Origin of the sequence: Cupriavidus sp. SHE, assembly GCF_000812445.1 — a bacterium.
Lineage (GTDB): Bacteria > Pseudomonadota > Gammaproteobacteria > Burkholderiales > Burkholderiaceae > Cupriavidus > Cupriavidus metallidurans.
In genome coordinates, this window is record NZ_JWMB01000015.1 from 1 (window position 1) to 16,815 (window position 16,815).

General features: G+C 59.0%; 12 protein-coding genes. 7 read left to right on the forward strand and 5 right to left on the reverse strand.

Annotation, left to right across the window (positions count from 1 at the left end; translation table 11 throughout):
- Window positions 1-110: 110 nt before the first annotated feature.
- Window positions 111-1,130 (forward strand): inovirus-type Gp2 protein, encoded by a 1,020-nt coding sequence (locus RN01_RS06975; RefSeq protein WP_152536326.1) that lies wholly within the window; start codon window positions 111-113, stop codon window positions 1,128-1,130.
- A 110-nt stretch (window positions 1,131-1,240) separates the two neighbouring features.
- On the opposite strand, the gene RN01_RS06980 is transcribed toward RN01_RS06975, so the two are convergent.
- Both RN01_RS06980 and RN01_RS06985 read right to left on the reverse strand, forming a co-directional pair.
- Window positions 1,241-4,444, reverse strand: a complete 3,204-nt coding sequence (locus RN01_RS06980; RefSeq protein WP_152536327.1) for a hypothetical protein — start codon at window positions 4,442-4,444, stop codon at window positions 1,241-1,243.
- A gap of 1,264 nt (window positions 4,445-5,708) precedes the next feature.
- Entirely contained in the window at window positions 5,709-6,371 is a 663-nt protein-coding gene (locus RN01_RS06985) for an ABC transporter ATP-binding protein (protein WP_024569303.1), read from the reverse strand.
- On the opposite strand from RN01_RS06985, the gene RN01_RS06990 reads away from it, so the two are divergent.
- From RN01_RS06990 to RN01_RS07005, 4 genes are all read left to right on the forward strand, one after another.
- Window positions 6,371-7,717: a glycosyltransferase family 1 protein gene (locus RN01_RS06990; protein WP_133258093.1), complete on the forward strand. Its 1,347-nt coding sequence runs from the start codon at window positions 6,371-6,373 to the stop codon at window positions 7,715-7,717. The genes RN01_RS06985 and RN01_RS06990 overlap by 1 nt on opposite strands.
- Window positions 7,718-7,750: 33 nt before the next feature.
- Window positions 7,751-9,070 carry a glycosyltransferase family 1 protein gene (locus tag RN01_RS06995; protein ID WP_051069004.1) on the forward strand — a complete coding sequence of 440 codons (1,320 nt, stop codon included), beginning with the start codon at window positions 7,751-7,753 and terminating at the stop codon, window positions 9,068-9,070.
- Between the two features lie 101 nt (window positions 9,071-9,171).
- The gene (locus tag RN01_RS07000; RefSeq protein WP_160171249.1) at window positions 9,172-10,218 is read left to right on the forward strand and encodes a polysaccharide biosynthesis/export family protein; all 1,047 of its coding nucleotides are present in this window, start codon (window positions 9,172-9,174) and stop codon (window positions 10,216-10,218) included.
- 38 nt (window positions 10,219-10,256) lie between these two features.
- The gene (locus RN01_RS07005) at window positions 10,257-10,997 is read left to right on the forward strand and encodes a hypothetical protein (protein WP_128646616.1); all 741 of its coding nucleotides are present in this window, start codon (window positions 10,257-10,259) and stop codon (window positions 10,995-10,997) included.
- A gap of 381 nt (window positions 10,998-11,378) precedes the next feature.
- Here the strand turns inward: RN01_RS07005 and RN01_RS33815 are convergent, their stop codons facing one another.
- On the reverse strand, window positions 11,379-12,707 hold the full coding sequence (locus tag RN01_RS33815; RefSeq protein WP_128646618.1) for a hypothetical protein: 1,329 nt from the start codon (window positions 12,705-12,707) through the stop codon (window positions 11,379-11,381).
- Between the two features lie 684 nt (window positions 12,708-13,391).
- Between RN01_RS33815 and RN01_RS35000 the strand changes: the two genes are divergently transcribed.
- Window positions 13,392-14,984 (forward strand): methyl-accepting chemotaxis protein, encoded by a 1,593-nt coding sequence (locus RN01_RS35000; protein ID WP_024569305.1) that lies wholly within the window; start codon window positions 13,392-13,394, stop codon window positions 14,982-14,984.
- A gap of 102 nt (window positions 14,985-15,086) precedes the next feature.
- On the opposite strand, the gene RN01_RS07020 is transcribed toward RN01_RS35000, so the two are convergent.
- A complete protein-coding gene (locus tag RN01_RS07020) occupies window positions 15,087-15,368 on the reverse strand; it encodes a hypothetical protein (RefSeq protein ID WP_024569306.1) in 282 nt (93 codons plus the stop codon).
- Window positions 15,369-15,468: 100 nt separating this feature from the next.
- Here RN01_RS07020 and RN01_RS07025 point away from each other — a divergent pair, with 100 nt between their 5' ends.
- Complete coding sequence (locus RN01_RS07025) at window positions 15,469-15,741, forward strand: hypothetical protein (protein ID WP_017516191.1); 273 nt, start codon at window positions 15,469-15,471, stop codon at window positions 15,739-15,741.
- Window positions 15,742-16,065: 324 nt separating this feature from the next.
- Here RN01_RS07025 and RN01_RS32455 read toward each other — a convergent pair whose 3' ends face one another.
- The gene (locus RN01_RS32455; RefSeq protein WP_024569307.1) at window positions 16,066-16,728 is read right to left on the reverse strand and encodes a PIN domain-containing protein; all 663 of its coding nucleotides are present in this window, start codon (window positions 16,726-16,728) and stop codon (window positions 16,066-16,068) included.
- Window positions 16,729-16,815: the final 87 nt, after the last annotated feature.

Genomic DNA, 16,815 nt, shown 5'->3' on the forward strand with positions numbered 1-16,815 from the left:
AAGTGATCACGTTCCGCCGAAACCAGCGATCAGCTTCCCGCCGAAACAGGTGATCACGTTCCCCCGAAATCGCTGATCACGCGCCCCGAAATACGCACTTTCTCGATGCCGTGCTGGAAACGGAGCAGGTGCCGTTTGATGTCCGGCATCAGGTGGGACGTCAGCAGGCGGTGCGCAATCCAGTGGGTGTGTCGGGGTACAGAAGCCTGGCAGGATTCCTGCCGCTGTGCGGTCAATGGATGGACCTGTACTGGCCGGCGTACGCCTACAGCGTTGATTTGCAGCTCTTCTTTGACTGCTTCATGCAGCATCCACTGGCTCGCATGCTCGGATGCGGTGTGCGGGACGGGATCGCTGACAAGTCAATGGCAGCGAGCCTGTACAACGACTTTGTCGGAACGCTGCGCATGGAGGCAGTGCGACGTGGGGTGAGGAAGTGGCTGTCTGATTGGCGAGGCAATCTCGATGACCAGGAGAGGGCGATCAGGCGGTACCTGGGCGCTTTGTCGGAACAATATCGTTGCCTGGTACCGGTGCGGGTGGATCTCTATTACGCGGACTATGCGACCGCTGACGCCAGCGCGATGGCGCGCACGGGCTGGGCGGCATCTGAGAATGGGGTGTGGGTGCCGATGCCATCAAACGTGGCAATCGGACATGGCAGGCCCGAGACACGTGCTCGAATCGACGCGGCTGTCGCCATCCAAGATCGGGATCGCTTTTTTGAGAATCGCCGTGGAGCCGACCGGCTGCTTTTCGATCGCATGGTGGGCTACATCTGGAAGCTCGAACAGGGCGGGCGGCATTGTGCTAACCATTTCCACTGCATCTTCTTTCTGGATCCCGCGAAGCTGACGCAAGCGGAGCTGTGCCAGTTGAAGTGCCTGATCGGCGATCGCTGGCGCCGCGTGACCCGTGGGCAGGGCTTGATGTACGATTGCCATGCGAGACTCGATCGCGAGGCACTCAGAGCCCGCGGTCAGTGGGCGGTTGATCCAATAGCAAGCGCCGACCCAATGCAACTTGCAACACTCGCCAACTATGTAGTTCGTTACTTTGCGAAGGACGATGACCAGATGGTTCGTGCGAAGCCAACGGCGAGGGCGCGTACGTTGACAATGGGGCGATAGGTCGGGCTACCCCCTCCAGTTTCTTGTGTACTCGCAACTCGAGGCTAGTGCGAGCAGAAGCTTCAGGACATGGCTTACGAGGACACTTGGTCGACCACCGCAAACCACAGTCATTCGAATCGACCGTCCCGATCTCGGTCGCGTTTGGTTTCCCGTTGTCGTTCTTCTATTACAGCTCGGGCGAGTTCAGCTTTCGCTTGCAGTACCATTTCCCTCGCTTCTGCGAGTGCCTGCACTTCGTTGCTATCCAACAGTCGGGAGTTCTCCTCCGCGATTGCGGCCCGGGAACCGCTCCAAGAAGTCGGCCAAAATCGTTCAATGAAAACTTTGAGCACACTCAGTGCATTCGGCGCGGCCGCGAGGAGTGCGGTTGCATGTTCCGACCAGCCGCGCGGCTGATTGCCATCGGCCCGACGCGAAAAAGTGACCACGGAGGCTGCCAGCGGATATCGGACGATTGGATCCTCAGCGCACCAGGCCGTTAGTACATTGGATGGAATGGCGTCCGCCCAGTTTGGCCGATGGTCTACGATGTAATCGAAGTGATAAATTACCGCTTCGCGTTGCTCTTCGTCCCCCCCAAACATGGCGTCCAGAACAGCCTTTGGCTGCGCTGCTGCCAGTGCTGAAAGGAAATCTGCACATTCGAGTGCATAGGTCTGATGAGATTCCACAGCACGCAGCACCGCTAGAACGGCGTCGGTTGCGACTAGGGCGGCATCGGGGCCCGTGAGACAGCATTCGACCAACTGGCTCAGGTTGTAGTCATCCTGAGTTTTGCGCTTTTGAAACGTAACGCGCCGAAGGAGTTCTCTACCTGCTTCGAGTAGCTCAGGGGCCACCATTCGCCCATTGGCTCGGTCTGCGAACATGCGCATGTGGAGTATGTCCAATGCAACGTAGTAGCCCTCGGGATGGTCAGCAATATGGGCGAGCAGGTCGCAAAATGCTCGCGCGTCCAGTTGAGCGGTAGCTCCCCCGTACGTCAAATTCTCAAACATCCTGATAGGCACCTGCTCGCAGCGCAACGCTCGCTTCATTCGCTCCACGCTGCGCCCGTCCAGCGCCACCGATGAATTGAGTAGCGGGAGTAATGGCAAAAGCGCTTGAGACGAGAACGCAGCATCCAGGAATTGCTGGGCAAGCTCCCTATCACTCTCCCAGAGCGCAGCGAGAAAGCCCATTAGTACGCGAACGTCTAACTCCTCGCGCGAAGTACGCTCAGTTTCGCCAACGAGCTTTTCCCAAGTGGCGGGAACGTCCCGAGACCCGCTGGCAAGACCGCGGCCAAACGCCCAGGCTCTAGTTCCGCCTCTCAACAGGTTTGGCAAGATTTGAGCAAGAACAGCATCGTCAGCCGCGACTGCGGCGCCGAGCTCAACAGCCAGTGCTTCCGTTCGCTGAAGAGTACTCGTTGCATCGGGGGCAGCAATCAGTTCGTCTGGACCAGTCCTACCATCCCAATCGCCGCGAATCACCGCGCGCGCCTTGTCTGCAAGGACGGTAGGTCGAAGGGCAACCTCTAAGGCGTTAAGACGTGACTTCAAGTCAGACTGAAAGCCGCTTCCATCGAAGCGGATCGTCTGTCGGCACCCCATCCATCCGTCGAGCCAGAAACAGTTGGACGCAATCCTGATAGACAGCGCTTCCAGCTCGGGATGCATGCCGGCCCACGTCCAAAGTGAACGAAAGCGGTCCCCGAGCAGACCGAGGAGTTCCGAGTTGAGGATTTCCTCGTCAAGCGCTAAGCGCTCGATCATCGAGAGGGTAGCGCTGTACCACTGAACCTCATCAGCTCTGTTTCGAGGCTGATAACCATAATCGCGCGATCGGGCGCCAAAACTGTAGTCATGGAACGCATGAAAGTGGATCGCCTGCAGGACGTTGGCCAACGCTGCCAGGCCGAGTTGACGCGCTCGGCCGTCAGTGGATTTCAGCAGCTTCTCCACAACCCCCAGGCGTTGCTCTATGGTGGCGTGCGTTCCGGAAAGATAAAGTTTGAACAAAGAAGCAAACGTGTCAGACGCTTGCTTGCGGAATTGATCGTCTCGTCCGTCTACCGCTACTCGTGCCAACAGTTCGACACTACGCTCGAAAAGAGACGGCTCATAGGCGATCAGGCGTAGTAGGGAGAAGTACTCCTGCCACGAGGAAGCGGCGATGTCAGGAGCATTTACACCGATCCGTTCAAGTGCCGAAAGGGAGGACTCTGGCAACACCGGGGCGACATTCTTGAACATTGCCATTTCGAGTTCGTCGAACGACTCTGGCGTGCCAAGAAGACCGTCTGGGGCGAGCCAGGACTCGACGATCTTTTCCACCATCGGCTGATCATGCAAATACGACAGTCGTCGCGAAAAAGATCTCGCAAGCCGATCGGATCCATTCTGAAGCAGGTTCTGCTTGATGAATTCGTATGGAATGCTCTCAAGCGCTCCCGCTGCTAGGCGATTCGCGATGGCGTGAGGGAGCACGGCCCGCCAAACACCACGCCGCTGCATCAAGTTGCGACGAAGCAGCTCGCCGATGTGGCGGTACATTTCTGCAGGCGCTTGGCCTGCAAGCGCAGCAATACGCCCAAGTTCGACCCCTGCGCCCGACAGTGTCTCCCCCTCGAACGAGTAAACAAGCGCGCACGCTTGGGCCGCCGCATACAAAGCGTTGTCAGGCTCATGCCGTTGTCGAAAGAGCCTTTGGAAAAGCTCATCATTCGAGAGACCGGCTATTGAGTCTGAGCGTTCAACCGTTTCGGCAAGCGCTATCGCAATTCTCGCGTTGCCGCCAGAGGCTTCGGCGATCGCGTGGATGTCTACTCTTGAAAGGTGTGAATACCGCCGTCCGACCAGACGCTCGATCAATTCTGCGGAAGACGTGTCCAAGGTGATGACCTTGGTTCGCTCGGGTTGGTCGTCACGTATGTCGTACTCAATGGTGAGCACGCTGACAGAGCTGTTCTGCTTGCTGCACAGTTCGGCAAGCCTGTGATGCAAGTCCGGCGGGCAATTGTCAACGATCAAGACTGCACGCATGTTGCTGGCGAGCATGTCTGACGCTAGTCCAATTGGTTGCGGGGTCGGCTCGTCGGAGAGGTTGGCATAAACGGCGAGGGATTGCGACAAAGGCCGCGCCCCAAGACTTGAGTCGAACAAGGCCTGGGCTAACCTCGTTTTCCCGACGCCGGACAATCCAACGAGTCGCACAACTCTGCCGGCTTGGGCCAATTCGTCCCGCAGTTCGTCGATAGCTTGAGCAATTGGTTGTGCGGGCGCATCGACTCGCTGGCCCATGTGCAGTCGAAGCTTGTCATCAAGCAAGTACTCGGCGTCGTCTCCTGCGCCCGCCCATGGACCGTATGGATGCCAGCCCACAAGAGCTCTGCCAACGCGCTCTTTCACCCATGTGACAAGCCCCGGAAACCGGCGAACCCAAGTCGCCAAGCGCGTCCGATCATAAAAGTCCGTCTGGAGCCGATCAGCATTTGGAACGTCGTTCAGCGCCTCCCGTAGGGCATTTTGCCGTGCGAGCAATGTGCGATCAGCGGTCGATCCTTGAGAGCTCACGACAATGTAAGCCCCCGCCGCGTTTGCAAGGTCCTGGATGACAGAGCGGATCCTCCCTGAGGGCCGCATTTCTGCAAGGATCTTCGCCCTTGGCATATCCGGAGTTTTGACCTGAAAACCGGTCAAGCCACGTGGAACGAACCCGTCAATGCTTGCGCCCTTTGCAAGGGTGACTCGTACGTCCAGACCCCCATCCGGGGCCGTTTGATTGCCCCCCCATGTCACCGCCGACGTCGAAAGCCCGCGCGCAAACAGTTCCGCTTCGCAGAGCCGTCCAACCAATTCCCGCAGGTCAATGTCGTTTAGTCGAGCAATCTCGTCTGGCGTGATATCGAACACTGTGTATCTCGGTGGTGAGCTTGAATGCGGCCGAGTGGGGCCTGGTGCTATTCGAGGAAACGAGGTGCCTGGCTGCAAGATGCCATGCAATGAGGTCTGTGCCTTCGCAACTCCGTAACGGCACTTTAACACTGGGACTGTCGTCGATACGAATGCGACCGCGGAAGTTTGACGGAACGGTGAATTCGTATCCTGGGAGCGCTGGCTCAGTCGTAAAGACCTGCAATTTTCGAAGCTCTTGGGAAGGTGCCGCAGTCTTGCGACTGGGTGCGCCCTAGGCAAACGAAGTCCATCTGGCCAGGACGTCAAGGTGCTGTCTGGGGAGAAGGCGGAGTGAGGTCGGTACGTGTCAGCGGCTCTTGACGATCCTGCAGGGACTAGACCGCGCGCGCTGCATTGCTCGCCTGCAGTGCAAATTGGTAATCCTCCTCCGTAGCATTCCGTCGCACACAGTAGAGATGAGGGGCGACTGCCTCGGCGGGGTTGAGAACTCGGGTATGCCTCGCGCAGCCAGGCGGAGAGCGACGAAGTCGTGCAAGGGGAACCAAAGCCGATAACGAATCCGGTTAGTTCGGCGGCGGAGTATATGTCAAATTTTTTTCAGAATCTCAGTAATGGATGACGCAGGTGCGTCACGCTACACCGTCACCCTTCACACCCGTGTCGGACGAGGTTCCCGTCAAGCCGGTACCTCTTGCAGATCATGATGGGCTTTGAGCGCGTCGCTGATGGTGCTGAACAGATGGAGTTGTCCGTCATGCAGAACGGCTCCGCTGCTGCAGAAATCCGTGAGCGTGGAGGGGTCATGAGAGACCATCATCAGCGCAGCGTTGGCCAGGCGAGTACGTAGTGCGTCATGGCAACGCTGGCGAAATCTTGCATCGCCAGCGGCGGTGACCTCGTCGATCAGATAGCAGTCGAAATCCACGGCTAACGAGATTGCGAATGCGAGCCGCGCAGACATGCCCGCCGAGTAGGAACTGACGGGCATCCTGAAATAGCGGCCCAGTTCGGCGAAGTCGTTGACATAGGCAAGGGTTTCGCCGATGGGCTTGCCGTAGACGCGCGCGATAAAGCGCGTATTGTCGGCGCCCGTAAGGCTGCTCTGAAACGCGCTGCTGTAGCCCAGCGGCCACGACACCGAGAACGTACGTTGCACCTGGCCGGAGGTGGGTAGCTCCACACCTGCTGCCAGACGCATCAGCGTGGACTTGCCTGCGCCATTGGCTCCACAGATGCCAAGCGCGGTGCCGCGCTCAATGTTGAAGGAAACGTTTTGAAGGACGGTGGTCGAAACATGCCCCACGAGATAGCTTTTGCTCACGTTCTGAAAGGAGATCATTGGCGTTGCCCGATGTGGTGCGCGGAGTTGATCGGTGCGGAATTATGAGCACGATCCTTCGTAGCGATCAATCGTGGTCGCGGCAAGATACTGCCCGACACCGGGTTGGTCCCCCGGCGACGCCTCCCTGGCTTAGCAATGACTTGTCATCGGGATTGGGGCTGCGCGTAGGTATCGATGCGCGTACGTGGTCGCTTGGGGCAGGCACTGGCGTCGCGACTTACACGCGCACCCTTGGTGATTGCCTTGCGCGTTCGGGCGTACAGGTCCAATGGTTGAGCGGAGGCGTCGCGCATCGCGCGACGGGTGGGGCGTCGCGCGAACCAGTGCTGTCGCGCTGGGGCAGCGCCATCAGGCGCGGTGCGCGCGCGGCAATCTTCGAGTTCCATGAGCAGGGGATCGACGCGCAGCGATGCACGCATGATGGTGGCCGGCTGTTTCGTGAAGCGCAAACTTATTTCACCATCCATCGCAAACTGATGCACGTACGTTGCGCAACACCGCCAGCGGTGATGCACTGGACTTATCCGCTGCCGATCTTTCTTGAAGGGACGTGCAACGTCTACACCGTGCACGATCTGATTCCGCTTACGCATCCGCGCCTGACAGGCGTTGCGTCGGCGCGGCACAGGAGATTGCTCGAGCAGATACTGGCGCACGCACAGCACCTGGTGACCGTATCCGATGCGTCGCGCGAGGACATCATCAATACCTTTGGCTGCGCACGCTCGTTCGTCACGAATACCTCGCAGGCAATACGAGCCCCCTTGCAGCGCGATCCCGTCTTGCCTGCAGGGCTGCGGCCGGGCAGCTACTTCATCTGCTGCGGTATGCCGGAGGCGAGGAAGAATCTTCCACGCCTGGTGGCAGCCCATCGCACCGCGCAACCCGCTCGTTCTCTTGTGGTGGTCGGGCCGCTCTCGCGCGACATTCCTGAGATTGAATCGATGCTCGCGCGCGCGCCAGGTGTGATTCGCCTGCCAATGCTGCCCCATGCAGAGTTGATCGCGCTGATCCGGCAGGCGCGCGCCATGTTGTTCCCGTCGCTAGCCGAAGGGTTTGGGCTGCCTGTGGCGGAGGCGATGGCACTCGGCACACCGGTCATGACCAGCGATGCCGGCGCCTTGCGTGAGGTGGGGGGCGGCAATGCCCTGCATGTGGATCCCTGTGACATTCACGCGATGGCCAAGGCTATCCGTGCGCTCGACACGGACGATCACCTGTGCAGGCGATTGCGGGCTGCAGGTTTCGAGCAGGCGGCCGCGTTTTCACCCCGCGGCTATGTCGATCGGATGGTGATGCTGTACGCGCGCATCTGTGGCGCGCCGGCACTCGGCGCTGTGTAGACGCAGCGGATCGTCATGAAAGAAGATTCAAGCATGCGCATCGGTGTTGACGGTTTTAATCTCGCACTTCCCAACGGGTCCGGAGTCGCCACGTACGCGCGGACACTCGCCTGGTCGCTCAGGCAGATGGGACATCAGGTGGACCTGTTCTACGACTTGCCGGTCGGTCCGCGGGCGCCCGCACGGATGCGCGAAGTGCTTTTCTACGATGCGCTGGATCGCCCGCGCCGAGCGCGTCGCGGGCGTGCCGGAGCCATCGGCGCCATTGCGGCCGTTGGGTCCGCAATAGGGGACGCATTTGGTCGTACAGCGGTCTATGTGCCTCGTGCCGGTGGCGTGATCGCCCAGGGCCTGGAAGGCCGTGTCCCAGAGAGCGATCGCCTTTTCACGAGCGCAGACGTATTCGAGGCTGCCGCACGGCACTTCAGGCGCTTTGGCAGTTTCCTGTCCCTGCGTGTACCGAACCCGCCGGCGATCATGCATTGGACCTATCCGCTTCCCGTCAGACTTGAAGGCGCACGCAACTTATACACGATCCACGACCTCGTGCCGCTACGTTTGCCCTATACGTCGCTCGAGAACAAGCGCTATCACTATCGGCTTATCCAGGCCTGCCTTCGGGATGGCGACTACGTCTGCACGGTCTCGGAGGCAAGCCGCGCGGACCTGCTGAGAATGTTCCCCTCGGCCCAACCTGAGCGGATCTCCAACACCTGGCAGTCGGCGATGCCACTGCCGGAGAACGAGAGCGAAGACGAGGCGCGTCTTGCCACCACTTTCGAGTTGGAGCCGCGTGGGTATTTCCTGTACTTCGGTGCGATCGAGCCGAAGAAGAACATTGGCCGCCTGGTCGAGGCGTATCTCGCATCGCAGGTCAAGACGCCGCTTGTGATCGTGGGCGCCCGTGCCTGGAAGAGTGCGGGCGAGGTGAGGCTCTTGCAAGGAGAGGGTGGGCAGGGGCTGCGTGGGGTCAGTGAGCGCATCCGACGCTACGACTACCTGCCGCGTGCATGGCTCATGACGCTTGTGCGCAATGCGCGCGCCGTCACGTTCCCCTCGATCTACGAAGGTTTCGGGTTGCCAGTGCTTGAAGCGATGGCATTGGGCACGCCGGTGCTGACCTCCAATGTGTCGTCACTGCCTGAGGTCTCGGGTGACGCGGCTGTTCTGATCGATCCCTACAACGTTCAGGACATTGCCGCAGGCATTCGCAGGCTCGACGCCGATGCCAATCTGCGCGCGCAACTTTCCGCCATCGGACAGTTGCAGGCGCTGGAGTTCGGGTCTGAACAGTATCAAGCCAGGCTGCGCGCCATGTACGCGCGCGTTCTATCCTTTCCAAGCAGACCATGACATTCCTTCTTTCCTTGCGACACAACGCAGCGATCGTCTGTGCCGTGGTGCTTTCCGGCTGCGCCTATCTGCCTAGCAGCGGCCCCACGGCGCGTGACATCGTGGACGCGCAGGACAGCGCCGCCAACGCGCTCGGGTTTCGCATCGCCGATCTCGATGCAGATCTTGTGACCAAGCTGGGTGCCGAGCCGGCAGCACCGGCCTCCATCCCGTCATTGGGTAGCGAAGGCGAGGCCGCGTTCGAGCGGATTGGCGCCGGCGACACGCTGAGCATCTCCATATTTGAAGTAGGTACTACGCTATTTGGGCCGTCATCGAGCTTAGGCACAGCGGGCGCACTGGGCGGCGGTGTAGGGGCGGGTCCGTTGCCGACAGCCGCGGCTCAGGCCATGCCGACAATCGCCGTAGCCGCCGACGGCACGATCCCGGTGCCATACGTTGGGCGTGTGAGGGCGGCGGGGCGCACGCCGCGTGAGCTCGAGGATGCGATCCGGGCTGGCCTCAAGGGCAAGTCGCAGGACCCGCAGGTCGTCGTGAGCGTGCGTGACAATCTTGCCAACAGCGTGATGGTGATGGGCGAGGTGAAAAAGCCGGGGAGGGTCGCGCTATCCCCAATCGGCGAGCGCGTGCTTGACATGGTCGCCCTGGCGGGTGGCGCGGCCTATCCGATGACGGATGTTTCCGCACGTCTCACGCGCGGCCGGACGACCCTGGAGGTGCCACTCGCTGATTTGACCCCGGAAAGTGAGGGCAATCTTCTGTTGCGCCCGCAGGATCGGCTCCTTATCGAGCGCCGTCCGCGCAGCTTCTCTGTGCTCGGTGCTGCGGGAAAGGTCTCGCAGGTGCCGTTTGACGCCCCGAAAATCAATCTGGCGGAAGCTGTGGCCAAGGTTGGCGGTCCAGGTGACCTGCAGGCCGACCCGCGCGCTGTCTTCGTGTTCCGTTACCAACCGGAGGCTGCGCCCGTCATCTATCGGCTGGATCTGATGAATCCGACGAGCTACTTTCTCGCGCAGCGCTTCGCGATGCGTGACAAGGACGTGGTGTACATCGCCAATGCGGAGTCCAATGGCCTGACCAAGTTCTTGTCGATGCTGAACCTGCTCTTCTCGCCTGTATATACGGGGAATCAGTTCTTCAAGCGCTAGAGCGCGAGAGTGATCCTTCTTGTGCTGGTCAAGTGCACGTGAAAATGAACCTCGGGGATGTCATTGCCACAGTTGGCCTACTCTGCCTTGCGGGGGCGCTGGTCGCCCTCCTGGCGAGGCCAAAATCGGGGGCCAGCTTTACCATGAGGTACCCGCAAGCTAGGTCATATGCAATCATCGGGTGTCTCCTTGTCTATGTCGGGTCGGTTGTCATCGAGGATTGCATCGGGGAGCATAGGAGCGGGCTCTGGCAGCAAACTGCCCGGGCTGGGAGTGACGACAGGGATCGCGAGAAGGTTGTGTTGCCAGCGTTGGCATCCGACTGGGTGCACGCAACAAGGCCCGTCTCTATTGAGGAATTCCAGAAGAATTTCGCCGGAAGGCTTGGGGAACTCGGGGTTGGGGACCCGCGCGTGATCTTTGACGTCGAGCCGGGCGTGTCGATGGACACGTTCAGCGGTCGGGTGAACGGCAACATTCTCCTGCTCGGTTCTGCGGACACTTCCGGTGGTGCGGTTCGGGAGATGCTCATCATGGTACCCGGCGCTGACGCCGCAAGGATGCTCGCCGCGATACCCGTGATTGTTTGCGCATCTCGTGCTACAGGCCTGGGCCTTGTGTCGGACACCGATGACAGGACGATCTCGGAGATCGTCTACCAGGTCACACAAGGCAACCATACTTCCGGGCCGGCCGTGCGAAAGGATGGGCAACTGGAATACGCCGCCTCATTCAGTCCCGATTTGGGATTGCTCTTCGGTATCATCGTACAGCGTTAGTTGCACTACTGGCAGGATGCTTATGCCCTGCGGCATCTTTATCACGCGTGGCTCTGTTCTTACTATTGTCTAAGCTGAAGCTCGAAATTCCCTTTGATGACTTTACACGCCGCGCGTTAGCGGCCGAGGCTGATGGCCACTGCGCGGCGCCACATTGCAGACGTCCGATCGGTCGTCCGGGAGACACTCAGCCGTGCACTGGCGATTTGATGGCGTCACCGAAGGCGCACCCTTGGTGACGGTTGTGCTGACGCGAAAAGGATAGCGGTTTCCATTCTCGTTGGTCGCTGGCTGCGGTGGTTAAGGTGTCTCAACGGGGCTGTCCAATGCCGCCCGAGGCCGCGCCCGATTGTTCGGGTGCGGCCTCGGGCGGTGAATGGATCACGGTTTCAGAAAAAAGTTATAACTGAACGAAGTGAGTCCGGTCAGCTCAGCGAAATTGTTCAGTCCAACGACACTGGACAATGTGCCATACGTAGCTACGTCGTAGTTGACGTAGTCAGACAACAGCACTCGGGTGCCCTTGGTAGGGATCAGGTAGCTTTGCTGATCGTTTGTCCTCGTGATGACAATCAAGCGAGCGTCATTGATGAGCAGCCAGTTGCTGATCGTTGGTATCTGCGCGGTGCCTTCCGTGAAGTATGTTTCGAACGGACGTCCGCCGCTCCAGATGCCGATGTTCTCCGTTCCAGAGAATACGAACGAATAGCCGACAATGTCGCCGAGGTTGTTGATCCCAATTGCCCAAGAGCTTGGGTTGCTTGCAAGAGGTGGCAATAGCGTTGTGGTGCCGGTGTTGGCGTCGAATTTGAAGGCAGTGTCGACGTTTGGCTGTGTGCTGAGCCATCCAACAATCGTCAGTGCGTTGTTCATCCCAGTCAGGACGACGTAGTTTGCGCTAGCGAAGGTTAGTTTTCGCAGCTTTCTGTTCTGATAGAGGTACGCAGTGTTGATCCCGGTCGCGTCAGTTGACATCACGAGCGCCGTGCCTTGATCGGTGACGGAGGCTACATAGCTTGTCACCTCGTCAGGCGCTCGTGGAATCAGTTCGGTGCTGCTCCCATGAAAGATTGCAGCCTGCGTGTAAAAGTTGATCGGATCGGTCACCACAGCGCCGGCGGCAACACCCTGGCGCGAAACGGCGTTCACGAACGCGCCGGCAATCATGATCTTGACCATCCCACTCTGGTACAACGCCAGTGACGGATTGCCGTCGTTGTCGTACACGGTTCCTATGACCTTGTGGGAGTCAGATACGCCAATTGGGTCAAAGAACAAAAAACCGGACGGGATCGCGCTATCAAGCGCGATGAACGCGTAGTTGAGGGGAAGGTTTCGCGGCCCTCGGGCTGCCGGTGCAGGGCCAACTGAATTAGTGGAGCTTGCTTGAGGCGACAAAGGAGCGTATTTGCCTGGGTGCTTGCTGGCCAGATTCTGATAGACAGCGGCGGGCATATTGGCAAGCTGTCCGGCGAGACATGCGTCTGCAACGCGACTGGACCCTGACCCTGCGTACGCCGCTTTGAGATCTGCAGCAATCTGATCGCGTGAGCGCTGGGCATCGATGAACGTCTTCCCGGTCGGCCCTTGGAAGACGCATCCCATTCGGGTTCCAGGAGCGGTCGGCGGTTGCGCCTGGACCTGGGGCATGAAGATGCTTGCCGCCAGACATAAGAGGCTTGCACAGAGGCGTTGATGTGGCTTTTTCATGATTCGATCCCTTCGTGTTATTGCCGTGAGCGCTCACGGTGTGCGGCCGATGACAATTACGTGCCGACTTGCCGCAAATGGAAGGCACGAGATAAGCCACCGTCCTGGCGTGGTGAAGGCAAGGCAGTGGCCAAAGTGGTGCGGGATATTGCTCATGACGCACCAGTCGGGTTGACTAGTGCAGATCGGATGCTTGGGAAGGAGTTCGACGTGGCGCCGAATCGATGCGGGAATGTTGGCGTAGTCTGGAGGCGCCATGGAGAACGCGTAGCTGTGACATGGCACCTCCTTGTTCTTGCTTCTTGGTAACGCGGCACCGATCCAATATAGAGGATCCGAGCTGCTTGTGAGGGAACGCACTACATTTATCGTTCTTTGGCGGGTACCCTCAACTACGGCGGCAGATATGTAGACGAGTCAACAAATTGGCGATCATCGTTGTGCACGTGTTTGCGCAGTGTGCAATTTCTTGCGGATTGCATAGTTGGCAAATTGACTTACGTCAAAAGGCCTTCCTCGAAGCGGCGCTTTACCCCGATTGGGGGATAAATGAACCAGTCCTATCCGCCGATGTTTACCGATGAAAGCAAGTTGAGTTGAAGCAGATCGCCCATCGCGTCAATCCAGATGGACTCAAGCCACAAGTCAGCTCTGCGAAGCATCAGTCGGAATTGGAGGTATGACTTGAACTCTCTCAAAAACTGGAAGATCGGAGCGCGCCTGAGTTTGGGCTTCGGCACCGTATTGGTACTGATCGCCACCATGGTCGTGTTGGCCGTCGGCCAGCTTACCAGTGTCGGCACACTCAGCGACCGGATCATCAACGAAGACTGGAGCAAGGCGGAAGCGGCGGCCTCGCTCGACGCCTATACACGCGCCAACGGCCTGCGCACGATGGAGCTGTTCTTTGCAACGAGTCCGGATCAAACAAGCAAGACGCATCAGCGTATCGAGTTGAACAAGAAGAAGGTGGACGCTTCTCTCGCAATCCTCGACAAGCTAGTTGATAGCGTTGAGGGAAAGGCCTTGCTCGCCAAGGTCAGGGAGGCGCGCGCATCCTATGCGGAGTCCTTTGGGCGCGTGGACAAGCTGCTCGGGGAGGGTCGGAGAGAAGAAGCGATCCAGACCCTGACCAGTGAAACCCTTCCGCGGCTCGAAGCCTTGAAGGAGCACGTGGTCGCGTTGAGCGAGCGACAGAAGAAAATGGTCGAGGCCCAAGGTGCGGTCATACGGGGTGACATTGATGCCGCGCGCGGCGCGATGCTGGCCACGGGTTTGTTCGCCCTGATACTCAGCGCAGTATTCGCCTGGCGACTGACGCGATCGATTACCGTGCCAATTCGGCAAGCGGTGGAAGTGGCCCAGACGGTTGCGGCAGGTGATCTGACTTCGCGCATCGAGATTGCGACCTCGGACGAGACCGGGGAGTTGCTTTCCGCCCTCAAGACCATGAACGAGAGTCTCGTGTCGGTGGTGGGTGCGGTGCGTCACAGCTCGGAGAGCATCGCTACCGCATCGGCCCAGATCGCGGCCGGCAACACGGATCTGAGTCAACGCACCGAAGAGCAGGCAGCCAACCTCGAGCAGACTGCCGCCTCGATGGAGGAGATCAGTTCGACCGTGAACAACAATGCCGCGGCTGCCCGCCAGGCGACGGCACTGGCAAGCGCTGCCAGCGGCGCCGTGGCCCAAGGCGGTATAGCGGTCAATCAGGTGGTCAGCACGATGGACGCGATCGCGGCCAGCAGCCAGAAGATTGGCGACATCATCGGCGTCATCGACAGCATCGCCTTCCAGACCAATATCCTTGCACTCAACGCCGCGGTGGAAGCCGCACGCGCCGGTGAGCAGGGGCGGGGATTCGCCGTGGTGGCAACAGAAGTGCGTGGCCTAGCTCAGCGCTCTTCTACCGCTGCTCGGGAGATCAAGGCATTGATCACGGACAGCGTCGAGCAGGTTCGTGCCGGGGGTTTGCAAGTCAGCGCGGCCAGCGCATCGATGAGCGACATCATTTCCCAGGTCAAGCGAGTCAGTGATCTTATCGCGGAGATCAGCGCGGCCACCATCGAGCAGTCCTCTGGCATCGGCCAGGTCGGCGACGCTGTTAGCCAGCTAGATTACGTGACGCAGCAAAATGCAGCTCTAGTAGAAGAGTCCGCAGCGGCAGCAGACAGTTTGAACCAACAGGCAGGGAAGCTCGTCGAGGCCGTCGGCGTATTCAAGCTCGGACATCAAAGTCGGGAAAGCTCGCTTCGGGAAAACGCCGTTAGTTACTGATCGAGGTCAGCGGAGAATTGACATCGTCATTTGCCGATAGGGCATCCGATGGCAGACGGGGCTAGCCTACGCTGCGCGTGCGGCGGCCCTTGGGGTCCCACATTAAGTAGACAAGGTGATTCTCGCCTTGCTGCCGGGCGCTGGATTAACCGCGGCGGCATCTACGGTTAGCGCGTCCGGTACTTCCACCTCGCGGATACCGATGCCCTGCACGGCCAGGAGTGCACCTGGGAATGAAGTGCTGTCAACATCGCTTGCACGAAAATTCGTGCCTTGGACATGGAAGTTGACGGTCAATGTCCATAGGCCACGATGTATTCCGTGATGGCGAATCAGGATGGTTGTGAGCTCAAGCGGGCTATTGATCAGCGTGGTGGCAGTCATCGAGGCGCTCCTATGGGTGAGCCTATCACCATTCAACCATGCCTTCGGGGGCTTAGAAAGGTGACCTTGCTAGGGTCCTAAGAAAAACCAGGGGGCAGGCATGAGCGAGCCGTTGCGCAAGATCGTAGTGCAGTACCGAGGCATGTTTGTTCATGCCGTTGCGTTCGAAATCGTTGAAATTGGTAGCGCTAGCCTTTCGCCGGGGCAGAAGTGGGGCTATGTGGTCGGGGTCCGGGAATCCGCAGACCAGGCTGACGACCTTATCTATGGCCCTGCCGGGGATGGCAACGACTATTTCACGCGTGAAGCGGCGGAGCAGGCTGCGCTGCACTACGGCAGGTGCGCAATCGACATCATGGTCGATCTTGGTTGATCGCTTCGAAATAGGGCCTTCTGGATAGCGCCTGGTATGGAGGAGTTGGGAAACTGAGCGCCCAGCAAGTTCCATCGGTGGGGGGGTAAAGGTGGCCGTCACGACCTCCTTACCATGGCTGTTGTGATGTCGACGATGATGGCTAGTGACGCTGCTGCATTGCTCCTCCCATCAAATTTGATGTGGGGCAGTCTCACAGTTCCCGGGTTGGATTCTAAATGTCAATCGGCAAAGGTATCTGATTAATTCTAAGCCGCCACGTAAAAGCCGAAAAGCCGGCCTTCAGCGAGCAGACAAGCTCAACGCGAAGGCTGAAGGCTCCAATCAACGGGCGTAGCGAGCTATGCATCCACCGCACATCCATTCGCCGTCATCGTAGATTCCACCTGTCATGTCAGTTCTTTGATGACACCAGCAACATTCGGAGTAAAAGGCATTGTCCTCGTCTTTGAACCACTCTTGCCTCTCATAGCCCTTTTTGTTTGACGGCAGTAGCGTAGGGTCAGGTGGCGTGGCGAACCTCCCGCAGTTGCTGCACCACTGACCACCGTGGTGCTCAATCGTGCTGGCCTTCTTGCAGTGAGGGCAGACCACTACGTCAGGTGCTCCTACTGGCGTAACGTTGGCAGAAACTAGCTCGGCAATACTCTCCACTCGCAGACAAGTCATGCCGTTGGCGTTGAGGTGGCTCAGGAGGGGATCGAAGCCCTTGTCGCCACTGAGCACGAAGCATTGGGTGTCTGGTGCAGTCTCAAACGTGCGGCCAAGCTCAAATGCAATGTGGAAGTCCAAGGCGTTCTTGCCCGCCCCTGAGATCTTCAGGAAATCCACACGACTGAACCTGTGTGCAGTGGCTGGCTTCGTTGAAGCCTTCGGCGGGTTCTGGTTGGCGCCCACGAATATGATCGCCCTGAAGCTCTCGTCCAAGGGGGACAAATCCACCTTGTGCTTGTTCTCTAGGTCAACGAGCAAAAGCTTCTTGATCATATCTACCTCGTAGGCAAGTACGTGCTCGTTTCAATGACTGTGAGCGTCGATTGCCATTGTCAATGAGCCATCTGGCGACGTCGGCCG